Source organism: Shewanella maritima (assembly GCF_043643735.1).
Taxonomy (GTDB): Bacteria; Pseudomonadota; Gammaproteobacteria; order Enterobacterales; family Shewanellaceae; genus Shewanella; species Shewanella maritima_A.
Genome location: NZ_JBHZSM010000004.1, coordinates 309,081 through 332,515, shown reverse-complemented (window position 1 = coordinate 332,515; position 23,435 = coordinate 309,081). Strand labels below are relative to the sequence as shown.

Sequence of the window (23,435 nt, the reverse complement as noted above, 5' to 3'; positions counted from 1 at the left end):
GAGGCTAAAAATAACTGAAACGCCCCCTTTTAGGGGGCTGAATGAAAGCCACCTTCTTCAGAAGGTGGATTCTTTACTTTAATTTCACAGTACTTAGCCAATATTTACACTAATTATCAGAATTCAACTTAACACCCTGTTTACAAGTGTTATTATGCTTGCTGAAATCTCTTACAGTTAGCTCAATCAACAGGCAATGGAATGACAACAATAATAACGCGCGTCGCCTCAGTTATTTTCTTTTTGGTGCTGATCAGCGCAATTGCAATTTATAGCGTATTTACCCTAAGCCTGCCTAAGTTGTCAGACACGATTATGACTGACAACGTTGACAGTTATATGCAGCTTTCTCGCGATCAATTAGGCACAGCCATTATTAAGGCAGACACCAGAGCGGATGCTGCTTATGGGCTAGGTTATGCCCATGGGCAAGATAGGTATTTTCAAATGGATTTGCTGCGCCGCAATGCCGCAGGTGAGTTAGCAGAAATTTTTGGTGAAAAAGCAATTAAGCTCGATGAGTCAAAGCGTTTTCATCAGTTAAGAATGCGGGCGCAAGCGATATTCGACACTATGCCAAGTGCTGATAAGCAATTACTTGAGCGTTATGCTCAAGGTGTCAATGATGCCGTTAATGCACAGCGGTTTAAATCATTTGAGTATGTATTAACAAATACCTCGCCATCGCCTTGGCAACCCAGTGACAGCTTACTGGTGATTTACAGTATGTACCTTGATTTACAAGGCAACACGATTAAGCGGGATTTAGTGCTGACACAAATACAACGTCAGTTTGGGCAACAGATGGTTGATTTCATCATCCAGCCGAGCCCTTATCAAGCTGCACTTGATGCGAGTGAAGTTCCTTTACAACAATTAACCATTCCTCAATTGCAAGCCCATCAGAAACAAGCGTTATTAACACACAATATAGACATTGAAGATATCGCCGAAGTTGGCAGTAATAACTGGGCTGTGTCGGGAGTATTAACTTCCGAGCAAGCGGGTATGTTATCTGATGATATGCACTTATCTTTTGCAGTACCGATTATTTGGTATCGTGCGCAACTTAATTATACAAATCAACAAGGCGAGAGCGCTCAAATCACAGGCGTGAGTTTACCTGGCGCCCCGGCCATTGTAGTGGGCACAAATGGTCATGTTGCTTGGGGTTTCACTAATGCCTATGTCGATACTGCTGATTGGGTGAAAGTCGATGAAACACAGATCAACACAGTAGATGAAATTATTAAAACCCCGTCAGGTGAGCATGTTTACCCATTGCAAATGTCTGAATATGGCCCTGTGCGTGAGCTTGATGGTCAGCGTTATGCGTTAAGCTGGGTAGGGCATCAAACCTATGCGGTAGATATGCAATTAATGGCATTAGAGCAAGCTAAAGATGTGCTAGAGGTCAATCAACTGGCGCAACAATTTGGTATACCGGTACAAAACTTAGTCAGCGCCGATTCCCAAGGCAATATCGCGTGGACGTTAGCGGGGGCTGCTGCCCAAAGAGCGACACCCTATAATACTGCGATATCAGCCGACGCATATCAAAGCAAACCTTGGCAAACCAATATTGAAACCAAGCCACAGTTAGTTAACCCAGCAGTGCAACGCATTTGGACAGCCAACTCAAGAGTGGTGTCAACCGATGATTTGGCGCAGTATGGCGATGGTGGTTATGCATTAGGTGCAAGGGCCACACAAATTCGCAAAGGTTTATTGGCTAAAAAGTCGTTTACAGAACATGACTTTTATGACTTGCAGTTAGATAACCAAGCCCAGTTTTTGTCTCCTTGGCATCGTTATCTAACGCGCTTATTGAGCCAATATAATCAAAGTGATGATATCGACGTCACTAAGCACATGAAGCAGATTAAAGAATGGCAGGGTTGCGCATGTAAAGAGTCAGTAGGTTATACACTGGTGAAGTACTTTAGGGCAGAAATGATAAATCAGATTTTTGCGCCGATTGAAGCCCATTTAATGCAACATGATTTGAGTTTGTCTAGTGTTAAGCGTTATTTAGAACCCGCGCTATGGCAACTGATAAAGCATCAACCAGATGATTGGTTACCTGAGACTTATTCAGATTGGGATGAAATGGCATTTGATGCTTACAAAATTAGCGTCAATAAACTGTTAGCCAAGTACAGTGACAATCAGCGTTTATCAGATTTAACATGGGGGCGTGTGAACGCATTAACTGTGCAACACCCATTCTCAAAGCAACTGCCGATATTAGCCCCTTTGCTTGATATGCCAGTGCGTGCCGGTTTTGGTGACAGCTTTATGCCAGCCGTTCAGGGTAAATCCTTTGGTGCTTCACAACGCTTTATCGTGCAACCTGGACATGAAAATAAAGGCATAATGACGATTCCAGGTGGTCAGTCAGGTCACCCATTGTCTGATTTCTATCGCAGTGGTTTTAACGATTATGTGAATAACCGCAAAACCCCATTATTGCCAAGTGAAGCGATTCATACCATCGAATTTAAGGCAAAGTAAGCGTCTGCTGCACACATTAAGTGCCATTGGTAAAAGCCAATGGCACTGGGTTTGCTCTCTTCTCGTAACAAAGATTTTACAAAGGTTTGTGGTAAAATTTTTCTCACTCACTTGGCTAAAGTACCACCATCTGTATCTTGAATATTGCCCAACATAAAACCTAAATAAAACTCGGGCAGGAGAGTGCAAATGGATTTTAACAAGCAAAAACAACAAGACTGGCAAGCCTCGACCTTGGCTATACACGGTGGTCATCAACCTAATCAACATGGTGCCCTAGTGTCGCCACTCCATCAAAGTGCCACATTTGTGTTTGATAATGCTGAGCAAGGTGGTGCTAGGTTTGCTGGTGATGAAGCCGGCTATATCTATACTCGCTTAGGTAATCCAACCACGGCTGAATTAGAAAGAAAGATGGCCTTGCTAGAAGGCGCTGATGATGCGGCAGCAACAGCGTCTGGAATGGCGGCGGTATCCAGTGCATTGCTGACGCATTTACAGGCCGGTGATCATTTAGTGGCATCTAATGCTGTTTATGGTTGTAGTTTTGCGCTGATGACCACTCAGCTTGACCGGTTAGGGATTAGCTGCACCATGGTAGATTTTTCTGATGAGCAAGCCATACGCTCGGCTATCACACCAGCCACTAAGGTACTGTTTTGTGAAACACCTGTGAATCCCCATTTGACTGTGTTTGACATCAGTCGATTAGTCGATATCGCCAAACAGCATCAATTAATCACAATTGTTGATAATACTTTTATGACCCCTTTGTTGCAGCAGCCGCTTAAAATGGGCGTGGATATGGTGATCCACAGTGCCACTAAATACTTAAATGGTCATGGCGATGTAATTGCTGGTATTGTTTGCGGTAAAGCTGAGCATATGCACAAGCTCAAGTTTGAGATTTTAAAAGATTTCGGTGCAGTCATTTCGCCCCATGATGCTTGGCTAATATTGCGTGGAATGAAAACGCTAGATGTGCGTCTGACTCGCCACTGTGATAATGCTGAACAACTCGCAAACTATTTAGACTCTCACCCTAAGTTTTCAAAGGTGTTTTATCCGGGCTTGGCTTCGCATTCTGGCCATCAATTTATTGGCAAGCAAATGAAGCGCGCTGGCGGGGTGCTGGCTTTTGAGCTAGATGGCGATATGCAAGATGCAATTAAGTTTGTCAATCATTGCAGGTTAATGACAATCGCAGTGAGCTTGGGAGATGCAGAAACCCTAATTCAACACCCAGCCTCTATGACTCATTCACCTTATACTCCAGAAGCAAGAGCGCAAGCTGGTATTACGGATAATTTACTGCGTATCTCTGTAGGTCTTGAAGATGTCTCTGATATTATTGCTGATATCGAGCAGGCTTTAGCCAGTATTGGCTAAAGCCTGCAACTGCAATCAAGGAGCTGTAATGCAATTTAAAGTAATTGAACAACACAACCAAGCCGTATTTGATTCGTTAGTGGCGGGAGTGCGTCAGTTTAATGATAGTAAGCTAGGAAATGAGCGTTCTGAACCTTTAATGGTTGCTTTATATGATGACAATCAAGAACTCATTGCCGGTGTTGCTGGCCGTACAATTTACCGCAACTTCTTAATTGAAGTGTTATGGGTTGCAGAGCATCACCGAGATAAGGGGTTAGGTAAACAAGTGATGCTGCGAGCCGAAAAGCTAGCCATTGAAAGAGGCTGTGTATTAGCCCAAGTTGATACTTTATCTGTACAAGCTCCTGAATTTTATCAAAAACTCGGTTTTGACATTGTCGGGCGCGTGCCTGCGTTTACAGGCAGCCCTGAAAGACTCTTTCTAACCAAACAATATCAAGCGTTAGACTAAACATGTGTCTCAAGATTGATAACGCCTAAGTTTCACTGAGCCAAGGATTGAGCCTTCTAGCTTTTCACTAAACCTTCCCAGCCCTGTACTAAAGCCTGCACAAAAAGCCTGCATTGATACCTGTTCACACGAACAGGCATATCAGGCTTAGGCTAACTCATTGATGTATTTTCTCAGTTTTTTAACTAAGAGCCATTAACTAAGAGCCATTTAACTCAGCAGCATTAACTAAGTGCTATGTAACTCAGTACCATTTCGCCCGTTTGCTCGCTACCTTTCCCTTATTGCGGCTTGACAACTCACCAGAACGCTGCGTATCTTTATATTGTAAAGTTTACAGTGTAAGGTTTGCTTTGATTTATCCTTATATTGTGATGAGTCGACATAGTGCTGCAGGTTTAGGCGGGAAGAAATCTGTTCAACTGGTGTCTTCAAGGTGCATAGGAAAGCAAACACAATAATAACGAGGGAGTTGAATAACAAATGTCTGATTATGATGCAATTGTCATTGGAGCAGGGAATGCAGGGTTAACCGCTGCGACCACGTTACAACGAGGGGGAGCAAAAACCTTATTGCTCGAGCGCCATAACATCCCCGGTGGCTGTGCCACATCTTTTGTGAGAGGTAACTTTGAATTTGAAGTCGCGCTACACCAACTTAGTGGTATGGGAACAGAGCAAAACCCCTTCATCTTACGTAAAATTTTTGCTGAGTTGGGCATCATGGATAAGCTTGATGTGGTAATAGAGCGAGACCTTTATCGGATGGTCATGCCTTCACCTGCTGGTGGCAAACATGAAATTGACGTGACGCTACCCGCAAGCTGGAAAGGCCTAAAAGCCACATTAGTCGAACAATTTCCGGATCAAGCTCGTGGCATAGAGCAATTTATGCAGCTTTGCGAAGGCCTAGCGATGGAATGCTTTATGGTATTGCCTAAAATCCGACAAACAGCGGATGAAAACGTACTAAAGAGTCAGTGTCCTTTGTTTGTTCAATATGGCTTACAGTCAGTAAAGTCAGTGCTTGATGGTTTTTTTGATAATGCTGACTTAAAAGCTGTGATAGCCGCTTACTGGTGTTATGTGGGAATGCCACCAAAAGATTTCGCCTTCAGAGACTTAGCTATCATGCTATATGCCTATGCCGCCTTTAAACCTTGTCATGTAAAAGGCGGTTCGCAGGCGATATCGAGCGCATTGCTCGAATCATTCATCGCAGCCGGTGGCGAGGTTAAGTTTAATTGTGGTGCGAAGAAAATTATCACAGATAATGACGTGATTAAGGCGGTCGAAACTGAACATGGCGATGTGATTACCTGTCAGCATGTAGTTTCGAATGCAAGCCCAATTCACACCTTTAACGAGTTACTGGATGTCCCCACACCCAAACAGGCGAGTCAGGATATGAAGTCTCGCCGCTTGGGCACTTCAGCTTTTGTGCTTTACATAGGTTTAGACTGTGAACCTAGTGACATTGGCGTGACAGCCGCGTCGAGTTTCATTATTGATGATAGAAATGAAGATGTTGCTCACGAGCTAATGCAATCTATTTCGGCGCCAAAACACACCATGCTGACCTGTTATAACTATGACGATCCCAGCTTTGCGCCACCGGGCAAAACGGCATTGTCTTTATTGTGTTTGCAATATGGTGAACCATGGCAACAGCTTAATGTTGAACAGTACGCCAAAACAAAATATGAACTTGCAGAAAAGCTGCTAGACCATGCTGAAAGGGTATTTCCAAATATCCGTGCGCACATAGAAGAGGTAGAGGTTGCCACGCCATTAACTATGATGCGTTACCTGAATACACCAGGTGGAGCCATTTATGGATTCCAGCAAAATACACAAGATGCCAATATTTTCCGTCGCCGTATTGATGAGATTACGGGTTTACACTTTGCCGGTTGTTGGTTTGGTATGGGTGGCTTTCAACCCACTTACATGGTCGGGCAAACTACCGCAAAACAGGTATTAAAAGCGATCAATCAGCAACAACAAGCCAATGTAATGACTCAGGTTAAACAGGAGGTCGCCAATGTCTAATTCATCGACAATGGAATCGAATTCAAACCCAAAAGCACAGCAAGCCTCTTCACGAGTGAATATTTTACATGCAGTAGAAGGTTATGATCAGGCTTTAGCGCATCAAAAGCAGTTATATCAAACAGGCACAGACTTTACCGAGCAAAAGGGCGCTGTAGCCAATACCGTTGCCAGTTTGCACCCCAAACGTTTACATGTTCGAGTCAGTGAAGTGATTGAAGATACCCCCACGACTAAAACCCTTCGTCTGGTTGGTGTCAGTCAAACGCTGCCGCCGTTTCAGGCTGGGCAGTACATTAATCTATTCGTGAACATTGATGCTACAGCAACCGCGCGCCCGTATGCCATATCCTCTGCGCCGCAAACCCGAGAGTATTATGACTTAACCATCAAGCGTGTCGCGGGTGGTTTTGTGTCTAACTATTTACTCGATAGTGTCACTGCAGGAGATGAGTTTGAAACCAGTGGGCCAATGGGGACGTTTTATCACAACCCATTATTCCATGGCACAGACTTGGTCTTTATTGCTGGTGGCTCAGGCATCGCACCTGCGAGAAGTATGATCATTAACTTCGCCAATAACCAATTTGTTTCAGCCAATAAGCAAGCCAAAATGCATCTTGTCTACACCAGCAGTTATGAAGATGACGTGATTTTTGAACAGGAATTACAGCAATTAGCCAAGGAACATGATTTTTTAACAATTACTTGGGTAATCACTAGGCCAACTGAGCAACACACTGGAAAAACAGGGCATTTAACCGCGCAGATGCTTGAAGATATTATCGGTGATGATAAACCGCTGACGGATAAAATGTTCTATGTGTGCGGCCCTACCAGTTTTCATGATTTTTGCGCCGACCAACTACGCTTACTCAATGTAAAAGCAAGGCGAGTGCGTATTGAGTGCAATGGTCCACCAAAGCAACCTCAAAATTTACCGGGTTGGCCTGCCAATGTTAAACCAACCGATGTGATCACGGTGACGATAAAAGATCAGGGCAGTTTTGAAGCCCGCGTTGATGAGCCTTTACTAAATAGCATGGAAAGGCATGGTTATTCCGCGGAGAATGCGTGCCGTTCTGGTGAGTGTAGTTTGTGCAGAGTTAAAGTGTTAACTGGCACTGTATTTAACCCAAGTGAAGCTAAACTACGTACCACAGATGAAGCCTATGGCTGGTGTCACTCTTGTGTGGCGTTTCCAACCAGCAACATTGAGATAATGATTTAGCCCTTGGTTGTGTTGGCACTGACACTAGGACTAACACTAGGACTAGCACTAACACTAGAACTAAGACTAGCAGGGGCGAATGCAATGCCGCTGGCTGCAGCCAAAAATTGCTTTAAACTCAACCCTGCTGGTACTTGAATACGTTGCTCTGTGATTAATGCCGCTAAACCATGCACCATAGCCCAAGCACCAATTGCTTGGGCTTTTATTTGCTGCTCATCATTACTTTGTAATGCAAAAGCGTGGCGAAGCAGTTGAAAAGGGCGGTTATTTGCTTCTGTTTTCGCTACCGGTTGCTGGGCAATGGCTTTACGTCCTGAAGTATCAACTTGGCCTAGCATTAAACGGTACAACTGTGGGTTTGCTGTGGCAAAGGCAAGGTAACTCGCGCCATAAGTGAGTAGCAGTTCTGGCGCATCATTAGGGTTGTCAGTATCCATGCCTTGGCTATCTTGCACCATGGTCTCTGCCATTTTTAAAAATCCAGATTCAACAATACTTTCAATAAGTTGCTGCTTATTTTTAAAGTGAGAGTAAGGTGCCATATGCGACACGCCCACTTCAGCAGCAATCGCCCGTAGTGACAAACTATCAGCACCATCTCTGGATAAAATCAGATTAGCGGCTTCAATTAGCGAGGCTTTTAAATCACCATGGTGATACTGTTTTGTTGTCATAATACAAGTACCTAAAACATTGATTTATGTATTATATCTGCAGACCAGCTAGATTGCATCTGAAGTCAGTCATCTGGTCAGATTTTGACAAATGTTATTAAAGTGTTAACGTAAGGCTGGTTTCAAAAACGGATCAAGGATTGATTGTGTTGATAGGTAAAGGAAAGCTTGTTCTAGCGGTATTGTTCATCGTTTTTATTGCGGTATACATGTTTCTTTGGCAAGAAGCCCGCAAAGAGATTTTTTACTTGTGCGGTAATTTTAGCCGTGGTGACAATCTCACCAGCGTGACAGCACAATTGCAAACAGGCCACTATCTCAATTATGACCTTATCGAAAAGCCCACAGGCACTAAATTAGTCGCCACATCAAAACTGCCACTACAAAATTATCAATGTTCGATTGTGTTTGATAAGTATCAAGCGGTGAATAAGGCTTGGTTTGAATAGGGTGTATAAAGAACTGTATCTCATTTTAGCCACATTTTTCATTAGTAAAAATACTTTAGATTGAAAAACAGATGAGATAATTGGTCTCACTTTGGATTAAAGATCAAAAGGTTGGAAGTGAGTCTCGGTTTCTCTAAGTATTTTAATTAGCCACTTTGTAAGCGGTTTATTTCTATTTTTCCTCGCAAATGTACAGACAATTTTAGAGTCAGGTAAAGATTTAGAATCAACTTTAAAATTAATTGGTTGTAGAGTTGTATCAGGGTAGTTAAATACTTCAATGGTACTGAGAAGTAACATATTTTGTAATTCCGCTACCTTCATACCAAGTATTAGACTATCAGTTTGAAAGAGAACCTTTGCTCTTACGCCCATATCCTCGAGAATTGAGTCAACATAAATATTTCTTTCATCAATATGCGGAACAGCAAGAGATACAAAGCTAAACCGCTCTAGATCCTTACTAGTGACTTCATTTAACTTATGTAGCGGGTGATTTTCTCCAGCAAAAATAGCAAAGTAGTCATCGGCAATTTTTTCTTGGTAAATTGAATTAGGAAGCGTATCACTGTGATAGTTAACACCTATGGCAGCACGATTATCAAGTAGCTGTTCTACTGACGTTTGGTCCCAAGATTTGATAAACCATGTAGCTTTTGGCGCATCTCTATTCAAAAGCTCAAAAAGCTTTGCTCCATATAAGAGCTGAGATTGATGGTTTAGATAAATCAGATAACGGTCTGTTAATTTTGATGGTTCAAACTCTTGGTTAGTAGCTATAATTTCATCAATACTATTGAGGAGGTTAGGCAGCTTTTCAACAAGAGCTTCAGTAAACGCAGTCGGAGATAGTTGGTTACCAGTACGAATGAAGAGTGGTTCATTAAAGGATTGGCGGCATTTTGCTAAGTTTCGAGCGACTGCTGACTGAGAAATATCTAACTCTTCAGCCGTGATATAAGTATTACGTGTGTTATATAGGTTCAACAGTATTTTAATTGATTTAAGGTCAAGATTATCCATTTGCTACTTTCCTACTTTCCTGAAATCATAGGTCTGTACTATTTGAGTCCAGATTAACTCAAGTAAAGAGTAACAGATATTTTTATACATTTGTAAACAAGTTTATAGCAAATGTAGTCTCATCGGCTTCTTACTTATTTGATTTTATATTATTTTTTATGAACCATTAAATAATTAAATCATTATAGTGTGAAAAGAAATTAGGGGCTTACCAACCGTTTGAATACGATTAGCGTATGGTGACTAACCTTTCTTTACCGAAAGGTATGATCACCATACGCGCTTTTAGAACCCATATTTTTATCTTGAGTTCAGGTTAGCTAAATAGCTATTTGTTTAACTTTAATTCTGGCAACGTGTAAGCGTCAATTTTATCCATGTTTGGTAGGTATATACGCATGTTGATTGAAATGTTGTCCGTAGGAACGTGTAATAGATTGTCTACTTCACCACAAGAGCCGGTTTCAGCATTGCCGTAATGGATAGTGAAGGTTCCATCTTCGTTGAACTTAATATCACGGTTAGACGTTGTCGAGTACTCGTCTGTCGCTAGGTACTGGTTTTCGTCGTACATAGTGATAGAGAAGAAACCTAACTCAGTGTCTGTGATTGACGGAGTTTCGTATGTTGCCGTGTAACATTCGTTCTTATCGATGTTGTACTCAGCCACTTTGTAGCTTGCGTGTGCATCTGGTAGAAGACCTGTAGAGATAGCTACGCCACGGTTACGTGCGTCTTGGTCTACCACTATGCCAGCTTGTAGATCAGACATTGCATTTGCAATACCTTCATTTTGAGCGATTGCGATCCACTTCTGGTGGATTGGCATGAAAGTTTCCATATCCCAGTTAGACACTTCAAATGGGATTGGCTCGTAGCTTGCGTCAACGTATTCAAACTTTAGTTGATCTTGAATTGCATTCGCTGCTGTAACGTCTTCTGGGTTAGATGCATCAACTTGAATACGAGCGAAAGCATTTACGTAATCTGACGTGCTATCTGCTTTAATGATGTGCTCGCCTGCTCCGTAGAATACAAACGCCGTGTCGTGAATTTGGTTAATGACGTGAACAGATAGGTAACGACCATTTAGCTCAGGAACCGTCACTTTAAGGTCAGAACGTGTGTCTGCCATTACGAAAGAGTATAGCGTATCGCGGTTCATCATTGGTGCTGGTTGCTCATCAAGTGCGATAGGACTGCGGTGGTGGTTCCAGTTTTGTACTGCACCGTTAGATGCTTCCACGCCCATTGCCATGTCATGCATTGCGAGAGAGTAATTCTCATCGGTCACGATTACTGGCTCTGCTGCAAGTGCAGCCATAGAGGTAAAAGTGATCAAAGATGCCAGTAGTGTTTTTTTCATAAATAGTACCTTAAATAAATAGAGATGAATGAAGTGCTAACAGGAGAGATTATTGACTATTTTTTTGAAAGCATTAATAGCCACTAACAACTTATCCCAACCCATTATTCGACTTAATGTTACATCTAGATACCGCTAATAATTGGTCAAATGGACTATCGAAATCATGTAAGGTGTACCACGGTTGGTGGTAATGATATTTCGTTTTTTCATTATCGACGTAAGTAACATAGTCAAGATGATTAGCTACATGTGGGTTAGCACCCATAAACACCCAGCCTGAGTCAATTAAATTCCTTTATCTAACTCAGCTGAGCAAACATATAACTGGTTGTACGGTATTACCGGGTTGTGAAGGGTGTTCCTCATACTTTTATCTATCTCGAGATTTCTATTTATTTTTTACGGAAATTCACCAGATATAGCCCCTTTGTTACCAATAAAAAAAAGCGAGCAATTAATTGCTCGCTTTTTGTAACTATCGCGACGAGATTACTTCTCTACGCGCTGTAGTACTGGAACTTGGTACTGATACATAGCTTCAACGTCAGGCTGGTATGCACGAACCATGAAGTGCCAGTTATCATCTGGCGTTGCCAGGAAGTTCATTCCTTCAACCGCACACTCAGGTGCACCAAACATGATTTCGAATGTACCGTCTTCGTTCTCAAGCCAGTTATGGTGATAGGTACCGACAGACGTTGCAGCATCAACATAGTTTGTCATTAGGTAACGATCGTGGCCGTAAACCGTTACAGAGCCAAATGCGCCATGTGGAATTGCCTCGAACTTACCGTAGTAACAGTCACCACCTTTCGCTTCAGGGAAACCATTGGTATACATCGCTGTAGAGTGATGAGAAAGACCAAATGAATTAGCAATAACATAGGTTGTTGCTTCCCAGTTTTTGATGTCATCTAGCGAGTAACCTACCCAACCAAACGGAGTGTCAACATCTTGGAATGCTTCAACTAGCTCTCCACGCATTTCTAGCATGAGTGCAGAGTCAAACTCAACGATGTTAACTTCGCCTTCACCTTCAGTGTTAATTGCTAGCTGTGGTTGGTACTCTTCCACAATGTGGTTCGCATCTTCTGGTGTTGCTGTGGTACCAATACGGATACCTACGATAACGTAATCGGTGTTAATGTCTTCAGCTTTAAACTCATATTCGCCACCGCCTACTTGGTAGTCTACGTACGTGTGGTTAAAGTCTTGAACTTGAATAGAGATGAAGCGATCACCAGTATCTGGAACAGTTACTGAGAAATCATGACGCGCATCAACAACCGCTACAGAGTAAATCGTGTCTTGGTTTGGTGATACAACCCAAACCATGTCTTTCGTTGATAGCTCTTTAAAGTGAAAAAACTCATTCACACCAACGTGTTGTTGGAACAAGTTAGCAAAGAATTGGTGCTCCATGTGGATGTATTCAATTGGGCTAACGCCCCACTTTGCTTGAGTATCTACAGCCCAACCTTCAGAGCTAACCGTTGGAATGTTGTCACCTAACATAGGCACTGGTGACTGGTGAGGGCCATCAATGGTTTGCGCTACCGCAGTAGCGCTTAGCCCAAGTCCGATAGCAATGGCAATTGTGCTAAATGTATTAATCTTGCTCATGGTTGTATCCTCTAGTAATGAATGTCTGTGTTCAAATGTTGAGGCTATTATCATGGGTGTAACCGACTTCGTTAATAGCATTAATCAACTGCTTTAAAGTTGAATATCGACTTGGTGTGGGGGTTCTGGCTACCTAAATTAGAGGTTGTTATGATCATTTTCGGAGCAATATTAGGTGAAGATAATGGCTAAAAAGTCGCGTAAGAATTTCAGTCCTGAATTGAGATAATTGGTGGTCGATCATGTTTATACCCATGAATAAGCAGGCAAGGCCATGACGTTATTCTTTTCAACGATTAGCAAATGGGTAAAACAATTAAAGGATGAACGTCAAGGTAAAGCTTCCAGAGCCACTCCAATGACACCAGAATAGTTAAAAATACGCGAGCTTGAAAAGAAGATTGAACGATTAAGTGGGCTAGGAATGCATTTAGGGCCTGCAAAGCAGGCCCTAAATAAGGGTGATTAAACGAGCCTAGAAGCGCCAGTCAAAACCAACTGAAATCTTTGTGTCTTCGCCACGAAGATAACCATTTTCAGACATAGGGTTATTGACGTCATTTAACTGTACATGGGTGTACTTTGCTTCTACATAGATGTTCAAGATTGCGTCACCTAATTTGGTCCGAGTACCTTGAAGTAACACTAGGTCTACCATCTGCATGTCAACGCCGCCATATGTTGAGCCTGCGAATGCTTGAAATACAGTATAGTGGGTGTCATTCCATGGCTGTAGTGCATAAAGGTTGACTGATGCCATGTGTGCATCACTGCCACCAAGCATGTCTTTTACATCTGAACCAGAAATATTCATCGAGTTAAATGCAAAAGTCTGGTTACTCCCAGTTGCATATCCATTCATTTGCACTGGCGCTTGAATAAAACCAGCGTTCAAATCACTTGCAATGCCATTAGTGTCAAAGTCGATGTAGGTGTAGTTAACTGATGGGAAAAACGAAGTAACGTTGTTTGTTGCAGTTAAAGGCAGCATATAACCGGCAGTGTATAAATTAACTGGATCAGTTAGGTTAACATCAGCATAGACGCCACCGAAACGCTCATCAAAGTTAGCTAAACGAAATCTGAAGTTTTCAGATTGAGTGAAATACTCACCAATCATGATAGTTTGTGTTTGGTATTCTCCATTACCATAAAGGTTGTTAAAACCACCGCCAGCAACAAGTTTAAGTTCACCATTTTGGTCAGCGGCAATACCACCACGCCAAGAAGTGTTACGTGGGTCTGCATCATGAACTTGGTTATCATCGGCAATTGCTGAAGCTGAAAGACTCAGTGCTGCGATTAAACCTAGTGTTGTAATTGAGTTAGTGTTGTTCATTATAAATACCTTTAAAAGTTGTTAGGAGTTATCTCGTTAAGTTGGGCGTATTATTAGCGAATTAACCGACTTCGTTAATAGCATGAAACAACTGATACCAAGTTGAATGGCGACTTGGTGAGCTGGGGGAGGGCTATTTTTAGATATTGCCTAACATGATTAACTCAGCGGGGGTAATTTAAAGGGGGGAGTATATTGATATGCTATTAATGAAGGGGTATTCAATCTATCGGTTAGCGCATTATTGCCTATAGATATTCCTCCGAAGTTGAAAGCTTTGTATTTACTTTTAGTCTGGCTTGAAGAGCGTAAGTAATGACAGAAATATCAAGGAAATTAGTAATAATTCAGGGAAGATCGCAAAGGCTGCAGATTAACTACAGCCTATAGAGAAGAAAGGTAATTTAAAGCGCTTGAAGATATGATTTAACAGAGGATAACCTCACTGTTGCGCCACCTATTATATCTATAAATCCAAGTAAAGGTGTTGGCTTTTGTGCACTTACCCATGCAGAACCAGTCGCCCCAATTGGCAAGGCTGCCATTGTGTCTTCATCAATCTCCAAAATTATAGTTCTGCCTACTGGTGCTGAACCACGCTGTATATGGTTTGACACAAACTGCTCTTGCGGTAATAAACTCCCCTGAGCCTCACCTGTCGCTTTAACGACACTATGAACTCTGGCTCTAAATATCTCCCCTGGGTGGCTGTGAACAAAAAACTCACTGAATTGCCCTGGTTTAATATTACGATATGCTTGATCTGGAATTCTCATTTCAACAAATTTCTTACTCGTATCCCATAAGTGAAGAGACCCCACTCGCGAACCATCTGCTACAAAAATATGGGTAACCATGCCATCAAAAGGGGCTGTGACTGTTAACCTTGACAGCTCAAAATGAAGGTTTTGTAACTGAGCATCCAGACCGAGCATTTTTGCTTCTGAGATCGCTAAGTCTGCTTTTAACGTTTCAACAAGATCTGCCGCTTCTTCCTTCTCTTTCAATGAAATGTGTTCTGACATTTCAATATGGCGGTTATAGTTCCTTTTCGCTTGCGCTAACGTAACCAATTTAGACTCTTTTTTCTTCTGCTCTTTAATCAAGCTAGATTCGACATCTGAGACTTTTGCTGTTACAGCGTCATCTTTTAGTACGTATAAAACATCACCTTTACTGACATTTTGATTATGAACAACATGCACTTTATCAATGTGCTGTCCTAAAGCTGGTGACAGAACTGCATGAGGAGCTTTGACTGTCGTAGAGTTAGTTAAATCTGCTGGTGAATACAGTCTGTGACCAAAAAATAGAGCCAATGCGATAAGTATGCCGATAAATACAGTGATAAAGTAATTACCTGCAGTACGCTTAAGCACCTTGAACTTAAATAGTAACCATACAATCAATATGTATGGAAGCATTATCTCTTTCATTATCTTGTTCCTTTAATCCAGTCTTGAACCTTATCCCAGTCAGTTACAATCGCGATGACAGCCAATACCCATAATGGTTTCCAAGCTAAGCCCAAAATACTTAACCAGAAAACTAATTTCGCTTGTGCTAAGCCTTTCTCTTTTGCAAGGTGTTTAGGAATCGAGTGAATTTGCCATAGTTTTGCAGTAACCCAGGTTAAAAGAGCGATCGTGAAAATCACAATAAACCACATGAACTCGGTTGATTGTAAAAGCATGTAAACGGAGGGCGTTTCCTCAAATATCAGTGTCGTATCATTGATTCTCATTTTAATTCCTATCGAGGACTATGTTGTAATCATCACAACTCAGTCCATCTATTTACTTCGTTAAGTTGCTGATATTATCTAACAACCCCATGACTCGGTTAATAGCTGCAAGCGACTGTCTATAAGTCGAAACTCGACTTTTGAATGAATAATGCTTGTTAATCCCCATACCGTTCTACGTTGAGTGTAGAGGTATGAATTGCTCTGAGTAATTCCTTTTTTAGCCATACAATAAATGGTCTTTTACTATGCTTTTTTGCATAAGAACATGAGATTTCAGCTTCTAATGGCATGTTCGGAGTAATGTACAGCTCGATAGGTTTTAGTTGACTTGAGTCATTATTCGTGAGTGTTGCAGAGCCTAATAATAATAGAGACTGCTCTTGCGCTATCATTTTAGCTAGTTCCATGGAATCAGTTTCCAGTTTAACCTTTGCCACTTGTCCTACCTCTGATAGCAAACCATTAATGTTGTGGCAGTTCTGATGAAGAAAAGTGGGGGGGAGCGTAACGAAGTTAAAATCAGCTAGATGTTTCAGTTCAACCTTTTCCACGTCATATAATGGGTGTCGCTCACCTGCCATTACCACCAAATTGTCTTTCAACAAGATTTCTTGATTAATGATGTTAGGCAAATCACTATTGAAATAGTTGATAGCTATAGCCACATCCCCATCAATTAACTTGTCAATAGCATCTGTTTTCCAATCTGTGATACACCAAGTTGCCATTGGAGCGCTGGATGAAAGTGAGTTATAGATGGCAGGCCCGAAAGCCTGCTGTAGCTGGGAACCTAAATATATATGATATTTACCCGTTAGAGTCTTTGGGTCAAATTGACTGAGTGCGTCTACCTCATTCATTTGATTAATAAGCGTTGGCATTTTCCTTTCCATAATAGATGTCATTAACGGGCTAGGATTAAGTGTATTTGCCACTTGGTTAAATAATGGATCTTTAAGGTCCTTTCTCGCTATTTCAATTGCTTTATTAACTTCTAACAAAGAGATATTTAACTGTGTTGATGTACGAGTGGGACTCTGAGTATGATACAAACTGTTTAATATTCTTAATGTATTCAGTTCTAAGTTTTCCATACTATTTCTCTTTTTTATGACTTATGGGATATTTTGATTTATTAAGTGGGCTAGGAATGCATTTAGGGCCTGCAAAGCAGGCCCTAAATAAGGGTGATTAAACGAGCCTAGAAGCGCCAGTCAAAACCAACTGAAATCTTTGTGTCTTCGCCACGAAGATAACCATTTTCAGACATAGGGTTATTGACGTCATTTAACTGTACATGGGTGTACTTTGCTTCTACATAGATGTTCAAGATTGCGTCACCTAATTTGGTCCGAGTACCTTGAAGTAACACTAGGTCTACCATCTGCATGTCAACGCCGCCATATGTTGAGCCTGCGAATGCTTGAAATACAGTATAGTGGGTGTCATTCCATGGCTGTAGTGCATAAAGGTTGACTGATGCCATGTGTGCATCACTGCCACCAAGCATGTCTTTTACATCTGAACCAGAAATATTCATCGAGTTAAATGCAAAAGTCTGGTTACTCCCAGTTGCATATCCATTCATTTGCACTGGCGCTTGAATAAAACCAGCGTTCAAATCACTTGCAATGCCATTAGTGTCAAAGTCGATGTAGGTGTAGTTAACTGATGGGAAAAACGAAGTAACGTTGTTTGTTGCAGTTAAAGGCAGCATATAACCGGCAGTGTATAAATTAACTGGATCAGTTAGGTTAACATCAGCATAGACGCCACCGAAACGCTCATCAAAGTTAGCTAAACGAAATCTGAAGTTTTCAGATTGAGTGAAATACTCACCAATCATGATAGTTTGTGTTTGGTATTCTCCATTACCATAAAGGTTGTTAAAACCACCGCCAGCAACAAGTTTAAGTTCACCATTTTGGTCAGCGGCAATACCACCACGCCAAGAAGTGTTACGTGGGTCTGCATCATGAACTTGGTTATCATCGGCAATTGCTGAAGCTGAAAGACTCAGTGCTGCGATTAAACCTAGTGTTGTAATTGAGTTAGTGTTGTTCATTATAAATACCTTTAAAAGTTGTTAGGAGTTATCTCGTTAAGTTGGGCGTATTATTAGCGAATTAACCGACTTCGTTAATAGCATGAAACAACTGATACCAAGTTGAATGGCGACTTGGAAAGGTGGTCTGTGGAGTAAATGAACTGCTTACTCAGGCTTTGATGAATAGCCTGATCTATAATTACTCTAGTGATGCACTGAACAATCCTATCTAGATGACTGAACCGTTGGTTTACTTCTTTGAAAGCTTTTGAAGAATGTGTTGATTGTAGTGGATGACTAAATGTGGTCACATGGATCTAAAATATGTGATAAATGAAAAGCCGCTTATGTACAAAACTGAATGCAATTCAATATAGTGAGAGTAAACATAATGGGGTATAACTCTGATGCGGTTTTCCATGTATAAATGACAGAAACTAGCACACTTAAATAAACACCCATATTGACGTCAATTTAGCCACTGCTTCCACACTACACTGCTATTGTTCTACACCACCTTTAGTTTTTAAACATCAATGACTTTGCCTTTTATTAGCTTCCGCATCCACATGCGATTTGGATTTAACTGCGCCATAGTCGGTAAGCTGATTGGCGCTATTTCACCACATAAACTTGCTGCTAAACATTCAGCTGTTAAGGGCGCACTGCTGATCCCACGAGAGCCAAAGCCACCTAGAATCGATAATCCTTGATGTACTGGTGCTGGCGTGGTTTGCCAGTACGTTGCCCATGTTTTCGGTTTCGCTTTGCTTTGCAGCATTCGTTGATATTGCTGCTGTATCTGAGATAAATCAGGGCAACTGCCCATCATGGGGAAATGATCTCGGCACACCATACGCACGCCGACTCTTGCTTTATTATCTGATGTATCAATAGCTTGAGGCCATGATAACTCACTAAAGCTGTGCTGCATTTTCTGTTGATTTTGTTGTTGCTCAATAGGGCAGAAATCAATATTGGCAGGGTTTTTAACATAACTGGCGCCTACGCAATGCTGCTGATTATGCTGTGGAGTGAGATAACCATTGGCGCAGATCACTGTTTGTAATTGGGTTAATTCGCCTTGGCTAGGAATATGACTCACTTGGCCACGAAAAGGACTCAAAGGTAACGCTTGGGTTTGATCAAAATTATTCAACTGTGCACCACTGGCGATAACAACGTGTTGATGTTGACCAACCATGCGGGGCTGGTTGTGCTGGTTTTGTGCTTCGGTTTCAGTGTATAAACGCCAGTCATTACCGTGTGGCGTTAACTCGGTGACATGACAATGATGAACCACGGTTACGTCAGCAATTTGTTTTGCTTGCTCGATAGCAGCTTGAGCCAGTTCATAAGGGCATACCCAGCCGCCATTTGGGTAATACAAACCACTCCGGTCTATGGCAACACCGGCTAATTGACTGGCTTGTTTTGCGTTAACGGGCTGCGCAATCGCTTGTGGCCATTGCTGGCCATCAATTATCTTTTGCAGGCGCTGTTCACTGCGTTGATCAAACCCCGTATGTAAGACACCACAAAATTGATGACTGATATTAAAGCCATTATCAACCAAGGCTTGAATGCGTCTGCGACTATATAAAAATGCTTGTTGGAAAAACTGACTTAACGGGCCATTGTCTGGGGTCAACAGTGGGTAAATGGCGCCTTGTTTATTGCCTGATGCACCTTGGGCTAATGCTTCATCTTTGCAATACAGGGTAACCTTACAGCCTCGTTCTGCCAGTGACAGGGCTAAGAAGGCACTGGCTATACCGCCACCAATAATAGCAATGTCTGTCGGCGTACTTTTATCTCCATGGGCTTTATTACTGGTTGGTAGTGGGCAGTGAGCAGATTGACTTGCTTGTTGTGTGCGCAAAGCCACTCGCTCAGCCTGTGCAATCGGATCACAATAAATACCGCTTTTATCGTTATGGACATCATTTATCGGTAACCCCACATGCGTGCATAGCGTGTTTAACGCTGCAAACTCATCTGTTAATGCGGCGCAGAGGAGGGGAGAGTTATCATCATTGTTTGAACTTGCTTCAGTGTTTTCGCCTTTTGTTAAGCAACTTGTCGAGCACAATATACCTTGCTGGCTAAGTACGCTGAGTTGGGCATCATCATGGCTTAGGCGTGCAAGCTGCCAAAATATGGCTTGATTAAGTAGTGGCGTGCTTTCACTATCTAGACAATAGAACCAATGCTTAATGCCATGGGTTGTATTACTGATTGATTTAAGTTGAGTTAATGCATCTTCTTGGTAAATATCGATAGTGAGCGATAATTGGCGAAAGTGAAATCGCTGGCAGCCATGAATTGGGGCAATGTGAGCTTGCAGATGTCGTAAAACCTCAATATGGCTTGGCTCTGCTAATATTTGTTGAATAGATGAGTTTAGCGTCTGTTCGATTGGAGTTTGGCAAAAAATGCTTAAGTGGGTTCGGCGGTTGTCTTTTGGTACAGCTAAGTGCTGGCTAAACAATGACAAAATATTACTTAAGCCCGCCATAGGTTGATTGGAAATTAACCCGAGCATTAGCAACGATGTGTCGCATTCATGTAACAAGGATATGACACTATTGGCTTTTTTTGAAAACCTTAGATTGATGTTATTACTCAAAATATTTTACTCATTGCCAAGAAGTTGGCATTATTTTACCCGCGTTTATGGAAAGCTGACCACTTAATTGCTTCAAAGCATATATGATTGCCGCAATTAAGTACCGACATGTACCAAATGGAAGAGAAAATGAAAAGAGTCGTTATCACCGGAATGGGTGTTGTATCGAGTATCGGCAATAATAAGCAAGAAGTGACTGAGTCACTTAAAGCCGGTAAAAGTGGCATTAGCCATTCAGCACAGTTCGAAGAAATGAAGTTACGCAGTAATGTGTGGGGCGATATTAATATCAACCCAGCAGATCACATTGATCGCAAAGCGCTACGTTTTATGGGTGATGCTGCAGCATATGCTCATATTGCGATGCAAGAAGCGGTAGCGGATGCAAATCTAACGGAAGAACAATACTCTCATCACCGTGTCGGTCTGATTGTTGGTACTGGCGGTGCTTCATCATCTAACCAAGTACAAGCTGCTGATACGCTGCGTGCTAAAGGCGTTAAACGCGTGGGTCCATATATTGTGCCTCGCATTATGTCGTCAACAGCCAGTGCATGTTTAGCCACGCCTTTCAAAATTAAAGGTATGAACTATTCAATTAGTTCTGCTTGTGCAACTTCAGCCCACTGTATTGGCCACGCTGTTGAACTCATTCAAATGGGTAAGCAAGACATGGTATTTGCTGGTGGTTCAGAAGAAGTTGATTGGACATTAACCATGGGCTTTGACGCCATGGGCGCATTGTCGACTAAATACAATGACACACCAGAAAAAGCATCACGTACTTATGATGCAGATCGTGATGGTTTTGTTATCTCTGGCGGTGGCGGTATTTTAGTTGTTGAAGAACTTGAACATGCCTTAGCGCGTGGTGCCAAGATTTATGCTGAAATCATTGGTTACGGTGCATCTTCAGATGGTTACGATATGGTCGCACCTTCGGGTGAAGGCGCAGTGCGTTGTATGCAAATGGCACTGGCAGATGTCGATACGCCAATTGACTATGTCAACACCCATGGTACATCGACACCTGTAGGTGACGTACGTGAGATTGAAGCTATCCGCGAAGTATTTGCAGACAATATCCCACCGATTGGTTCTACTAAGTCGATGACAGGTCACGCTTTAGGTGCTGCTGGTGTTCATGAAGCGATTTACAGCTTAATTATGATGAACAATGATTTCATCGCACCGAGCATTAACGTTGAGAACCTTGATGAGAATGCTCAAGGTATCCCAGTTGTTACTGAGCTGCGTGAAGCGAATCTTGAAACTGTGATGAGCAATAGCTTTGGTTTCGGTGGCACTAACGCCACTTTAGTGATGCGTAAATACAAATAAGCGATATCTATCGGGTAAATCTCGATGCAGCTAAACGTTGAATTGAATAAAAACCAGCCATTGTGCTGGTTTTTTTTGGGGTGCACTTTCACTTTGACTGACAAAGCTTAGCTGTCGCAAGCCGTACAATAACGCGCTAAAATAGCGCCTTATTAAGCATAGATAAGAGAATAATAACCAAAAATGAAAATCATCGCCGATGAAAACATGCCCTATGTAAACCCACTTTTTGACGACTTTGGCGAGGTGACTTTTGTCAATGGCCGTTCTATTGACCCTAAACAATTAGTCGATGCCGATGTGTTATTGGTGCGCTCGATTACTCAGGTCAACGAAGCCTTACTCGCTGATGCAAAACAGTTAAAGTTTGTTGGCAGTGCTACTATCGGTACAGATCATGTTGACCAAGCCTATTTAGCACAACGCGGCATCCATTTTTCCAATGCGCCAGGTTGTAATGCAACGGCGGTAGGTGAGTATGCATTTATTGCCATGTTGGAGCTGGGAAGAAAATTCCAGCAACAATTACAAGGTAAAGTTGTCGGTATAGTTGGCGCTGGCAACACAGGTTCTGCGGTTGAAAAGTGTTTACGTGCTTATGGTGTCGAGGTGTTGTTGTGTGATCCGTTATTACAGGCCCAAGGTGATGAACGTGATTTTGTGAGCTTAGATGAAATTGTGGCGCGTGCTGATGTGGTGAGTTTACATGTACCACTTACGCTAACTGGCGAGCATAGAACGCAATTCTTATTTGATGAAGCCCGACTTAATCAGCTTAAACAAGGCGCGTGGTTGCTTAATTGCTGTCGTGGCGATGTGGTCAATAACTATGATCTTATCAAAGTGATGCAGCAAAGAGACGACATCAAGTTGGTCATTGATGTCTGGCAAAATGAACCGCAGCCCATTGATGCTTTAGTGCCGCTGGTGGATATTGCCACGCCACACATTGCAGGTTATAGCCTTGAAGGTAAAGCCAAAGGCACTTACATGTTGTATCAAAAGCTCTGTGAAATCATCAATCAAGCTGCTGATAAACAATTGTCAGAGTTGTTACCTCGTTATTTTGTCGAACAATTTAGTTTGCCGATGCAAACGGACGATAAAGCGGCAAAACAAACTCAACAAAAACCGCTAAGCAAACCTGCACTAGCGTCATTGAAACAACAAAATCAATTGTTAACCCTGTGCCGTATGGCTTATGACATTCGAGATGACGATAGCCTGTTCAGGCAGATTTACTCACGGCCAAATGGGTTTGATAATATGCGAAAACAGCATAAGCATCGCCGTGAATTCAGTGCGCTGAATTTATTAGCAAAGCAAAATGAAAGGGTGAGTGAGAGTCAGAGCCTGTCAGTATTCACTGAGTTAGGTTTTTCTGTTATCGCTGATAAATAACGGAAATATTCCCCATACATTAGCGTGTTTTTGAGCAGTTGAGAAAAAATCAGCATCAAAAGCACTATTTTATGAAATTTAGTCTAGCTTAGTGGTCGGTTTGTAAGGTAGATTGAAGTTTCATACAGGTTTTAGGAGTCGAGTGTTTAT

At 42.0% G+C, this 23,435-nt stretch carries 18 protein-coding genes; 8 read left to right on the top strand and 10 right to left on the bottom strand.

Features of this window, described 5'->3' with window-relative positions; all coding sequences use genetic code 11:
• The first annotated feature begins 201 nt into the window (after window positions 1-201).
• The 5 genes from ACHUGF_RS07325 to ACHUGF_RS07305 all read left to right on the top strand — a co-directional run bounded on the left by ACHUGF_RS07325 (window position 202) and on the right by ACHUGF_RS07305 (window position 7,640).
• The gene (locus ACHUGF_RS07325; protein ID WP_394130127.1) at window positions 202-2,514 is read left to right on the top strand and encodes a penicillin acylase family protein; all 2,313 of its coding nucleotides are present in this window, start codon (window positions 202-204) and stop codon (window positions 2,512-2,514) included.
• Window positions 2,515-2,703: 189 nt separating this feature from the next.
• Window positions 2,704-3,903, top strand: coding sequence for a trans-sulfuration enzyme family protein (locus ACHUGF_RS07320; RefSeq protein WP_394130126.1), 1,200 nt, complete (start codon window positions 2,704-2,706; stop codon window positions 3,901-3,903).
• Window positions 3,904-3,931: 28 nt separating this feature from the next.
• Complete coding sequence (locus tag ACHUGF_RS07315) at window positions 3,932-4,357, top strand: GNAT family N-acetyltransferase (RefSeq protein WP_394130125.1); 426 nt, start codon at window positions 3,932-3,934, stop codon at window positions 4,355-4,357.
• A gap of 483 nt (window positions 4,358-4,840) precedes the next feature.
• The gene (locus tag ACHUGF_RS07310; protein WP_394130124.1) at window positions 4,841-6,409 is read left to right on the top strand and encodes a phytoene desaturase family protein; all 1,569 of its coding nucleotides are present in this window, start codon (window positions 4,841-4,843) and stop codon (window positions 6,407-6,409) included.
• Window positions 6,402-7,640 carry an FAD-binding oxidoreductase gene (locus ACHUGF_RS07305; protein WP_394130123.1) on the top strand — a complete coding sequence of 413 codons (1,239 nt, stop codon included), beginning with the start codon at window positions 6,402-6,404 and terminating at the stop codon, window positions 7,638-7,640. Before ACHUGF_RS07310 ends, ACHUGF_RS07305 begins: the two co-directional genes overlap by 8 nt.
• Here ACHUGF_RS07305 and ACHUGF_RS07300 read toward each other — a convergent pair.
• A complete protein-coding gene (locus ACHUGF_RS07300; protein ID WP_394130122.1) occupies window positions 7,637-8,317 on the bottom strand; it encodes a TetR/AcrR family transcriptional regulator in 681 nt (226 codons plus the stop codon). The genes ACHUGF_RS07305 and ACHUGF_RS07300 overlap by 4 nt on opposite strands.
• Before the next feature lie 146 nt (window positions 8,318-8,463).
• Between ACHUGF_RS07300 and ACHUGF_RS07295 the strand changes: the two genes are divergently transcribed.
• On the top strand, window positions 8,464-8,766 hold the full coding sequence (locus tag ACHUGF_RS07295) for a hypothetical protein (protein WP_394130121.1): 303 nt from the start codon (window positions 8,464-8,466) through the stop codon (window positions 8,764-8,766).
• Window positions 8,767-8,862: 96 nt separating this feature from the next.
• On the opposite strand, the gene ACHUGF_RS07290 is transcribed toward ACHUGF_RS07295, so the two are convergent.
• The 9 genes from ACHUGF_RS07290 to mnmC1 all read right to left on the bottom strand — a co-directional run bounded on the left by ACHUGF_RS07290 (window position 8,863) and on the right by mnmC1 (window position 20,459).
• Complete coding sequence (locus ACHUGF_RS07290) at window positions 8,863-9,789, bottom strand: LysR family transcriptional regulator (RefSeq protein WP_394130120.1); 927 nt, start codon at window positions 9,787-9,789, stop codon at window positions 8,863-8,865.
• A 328-nt stretch (window positions 9,790-10,117) separates the two neighbouring features.
• The gene (locus ACHUGF_RS07285; RefSeq protein ID WP_394130119.1) at window positions 10,118-11,155 is read right to left on the bottom strand and encodes a DUF1214 domain-containing protein; all 1,038 of its coding nucleotides are present in this window, start codon (window positions 11,153-11,155) and stop codon (window positions 10,118-10,120) included.
• Window positions 11,156-11,647: 492 nt separating this feature from the next.
• Window positions 11,648-12,781, bottom strand: a complete 1,134-nt coding sequence (locus tag ACHUGF_RS07280; RefSeq protein ID WP_394130118.1) for a DUF1254 domain-containing protein — start codon at window positions 12,779-12,781, stop codon at window positions 11,648-11,650.
• A 475-nt stretch (window positions 12,782-13,256) separates the two neighbouring features.
• Window positions 13,257-14,120 carry a hypothetical protein gene (locus ACHUGF_RS07275; protein WP_394130114.1) on the bottom strand — a complete coding sequence of 288 codons (864 nt, stop codon included), beginning with the start codon at window positions 14,118-14,120 and terminating at the stop codon, window positions 13,257-13,259.
• Window positions 14,121-14,524: 404 nt separating this feature from the next.
• On the bottom strand, window positions 14,525-15,556 hold the full coding sequence (locus tag ACHUGF_RS07270; RefSeq protein WP_394130117.1) for an HlyD family secretion protein: 1,032 nt from the start codon (window positions 15,554-15,556) through the stop codon (window positions 14,525-14,527).
• Window positions 15,556-15,864, bottom strand: coding sequence for an Mg2+ and Co2+ transporter (locus tag ACHUGF_RS07265; protein WP_394130116.1), 309 nt, complete (start codon window positions 15,862-15,864; stop codon window positions 15,556-15,558). Before ACHUGF_RS07265 ends, ACHUGF_RS07270 begins: the two co-directional genes overlap by 1 nt.
• A 158-nt stretch (window positions 15,865-16,022) precedes the next feature.
• Window positions 16,023-16,961 carry a LysR substrate-binding domain-containing protein gene (locus ACHUGF_RS07260; protein WP_394130115.1) on the bottom strand — a complete coding sequence of 313 codons (939 nt, stop codon included), beginning with the start codon at window positions 16,959-16,961 and terminating at the stop codon, window positions 16,023-16,025.
• Window positions 16,962-17,068: 107 nt separating this feature from the next.
• Window positions 17,069-17,932, bottom strand: coding sequence for a hypothetical protein (locus tag ACHUGF_RS07255; protein WP_394130114.1), 864 nt, complete (start codon window positions 17,930-17,932; stop codon window positions 17,069-17,071).
• Window positions 17,933-18,440: 508 nt separating this feature from the next.
• Window positions 18,441-20,459 carry an FAD-dependent 5-carboxymethylaminomethyl-2-thiouridine(34) oxidoreductase MnmC1 gene (gene mnmC1 / locus ACHUGF_RS07250; RefSeq protein ID WP_394130113.1) on the bottom strand — a complete coding sequence of 673 codons (2,019 nt, stop codon included), beginning with the start codon at window positions 20,457-20,459 and terminating at the stop codon, window positions 18,441-18,443.
• Between the two features lie 213 nt (window positions 20,460-20,672).
• On the opposite strand from mnmC1, the gene fabB reads away from it, so the two are divergent.
• Window positions 20,673-21,884 (top strand): beta-ketoacyl-ACP synthase I, encoded by a 1,212-nt coding sequence (gene fabB / locus ACHUGF_RS07245; RefSeq protein ID WP_394130112.1) that lies wholly within the window; start codon window positions 20,673-20,675, stop codon window positions 21,882-21,884.
• A gap of 183 nt (window positions 21,885-22,067) precedes the next feature.
• Window positions 22,068-23,285 (top strand): 4-phosphoerythronate dehydrogenase, encoded by a 1,218-nt coding sequence (locus ACHUGF_RS07240; RefSeq protein WP_394130111.1) that lies wholly within the window; start codon window positions 22,068-22,070, stop codon window positions 23,283-23,285.
• Window positions 23,286-23,435: the final 150 nt, after the last annotated feature.

Bases quoted from the DNA above. Each gene is read 5' to 3' on its own strand.
- ACHUGF_RS07325 (WP_394130127.1), top strand. From the start codon at position 202: ATGACAACAATAATAACGCGCGTCGCCTCAGTTATTTTCTTTTTGGTG.
- ACHUGF_RS07320 (WP_394130126.1), top strand. From the start codon at position 2,704: ATGGATTTTAACAAGCAAAAACAACAAGACTGGCAAGCCTCGACCTTG.
- ACHUGF_RS07315 (WP_394130125.1), top strand. From the start codon at position 3,932: ATGCAATTTAAAGTAATTGAACAACACAACCAAGCCGTATTTGATTCG.
- ACHUGF_RS07310 (WP_394130124.1), top strand. From the start codon at position 4,841: ATGTCTGATTATGATGCAATTGTCATTGGAGCAGGGAATGCAGGGTTA.
- ACHUGF_RS07305 (WP_394130123.1), top strand. From the start codon at position 6,402: ATGTCTAATTCATCGACAATGGAATCGAATTCAAACCCAAAAGCACAG.
- ACHUGF_RS07300 (WP_394130122.1), bottom strand. From the start codon at position 8,317: ATGACAACAAAACAGTATCACCATGGTGATTTAAAAGCCTCGCTAATT.
- ACHUGF_RS07290 (WP_394130120.1), bottom strand. From the start codon at position 9,789: ATGGATAATCTTGACCTTAAATCAATTAAAATACTGTTGAACCTATAT.
- ACHUGF_RS07285 (WP_394130119.1), bottom strand. From the start codon at position 11,155: ATGAAAAAAACACTACTGGCATCTTTGATCACTTTTACCTCTATGGCT.
- ACHUGF_RS07280 (WP_394130118.1), bottom strand. From the start codon at position 12,781: ATGAGCAAGATTAATACATTTAGCACAATTGCCATTGCTATCGGACTT.
- ACHUGF_RS07275 (WP_394130114.1), bottom strand. From the start codon at position 14,120: ATGAACAACACTAACTCAATTACAACACTAGGTTTAATCGCAGCACTG.
- ACHUGF_RS07270 (WP_394130117.1), bottom strand. From the start codon at position 15,556: ATGAAAGAGATAATGCTTCCATACATATTGATTGTATGGTTACTATTT.
- ACHUGF_RS07265 (WP_394130116.1), bottom strand. From the start codon at position 15,864: ATGAGAATCAATGATACGACACTGATATTTGAGGAAACGCCCTCCGTT.
- ACHUGF_RS07260 (WP_394130115.1), bottom strand. From the start codon at position 16,961: ATGGAAAACTTAGAACTGAATACATTAAGAATATTAAACAGTTTGTAT.
- ACHUGF_RS07255 (WP_394130114.1), bottom strand. From the start codon at position 17,932: ATGAACAACACTAACTCAATTACAACACTAGGTTTAATCGCAGCACTG.
- mnmC1 (WP_394130113.1), bottom strand. From the start codon at position 20,459: ATGCTCGGGTTAATTTCCAATCAACCTATGGCGGGCTTAAGTAATATT.
- fabB (WP_394130112.1), top strand. From the start codon at position 20,673: ATGAAAAGAGTCGTTATCACCGGAATGGGTGTTGTATCGAGTATCGGC.
- ACHUGF_RS07240 (WP_394130111.1), top strand. From the start codon at position 22,068: ATGAAAATCATCGCCGATGAAAACATGCCCTATGTAAACCCACTTTTT.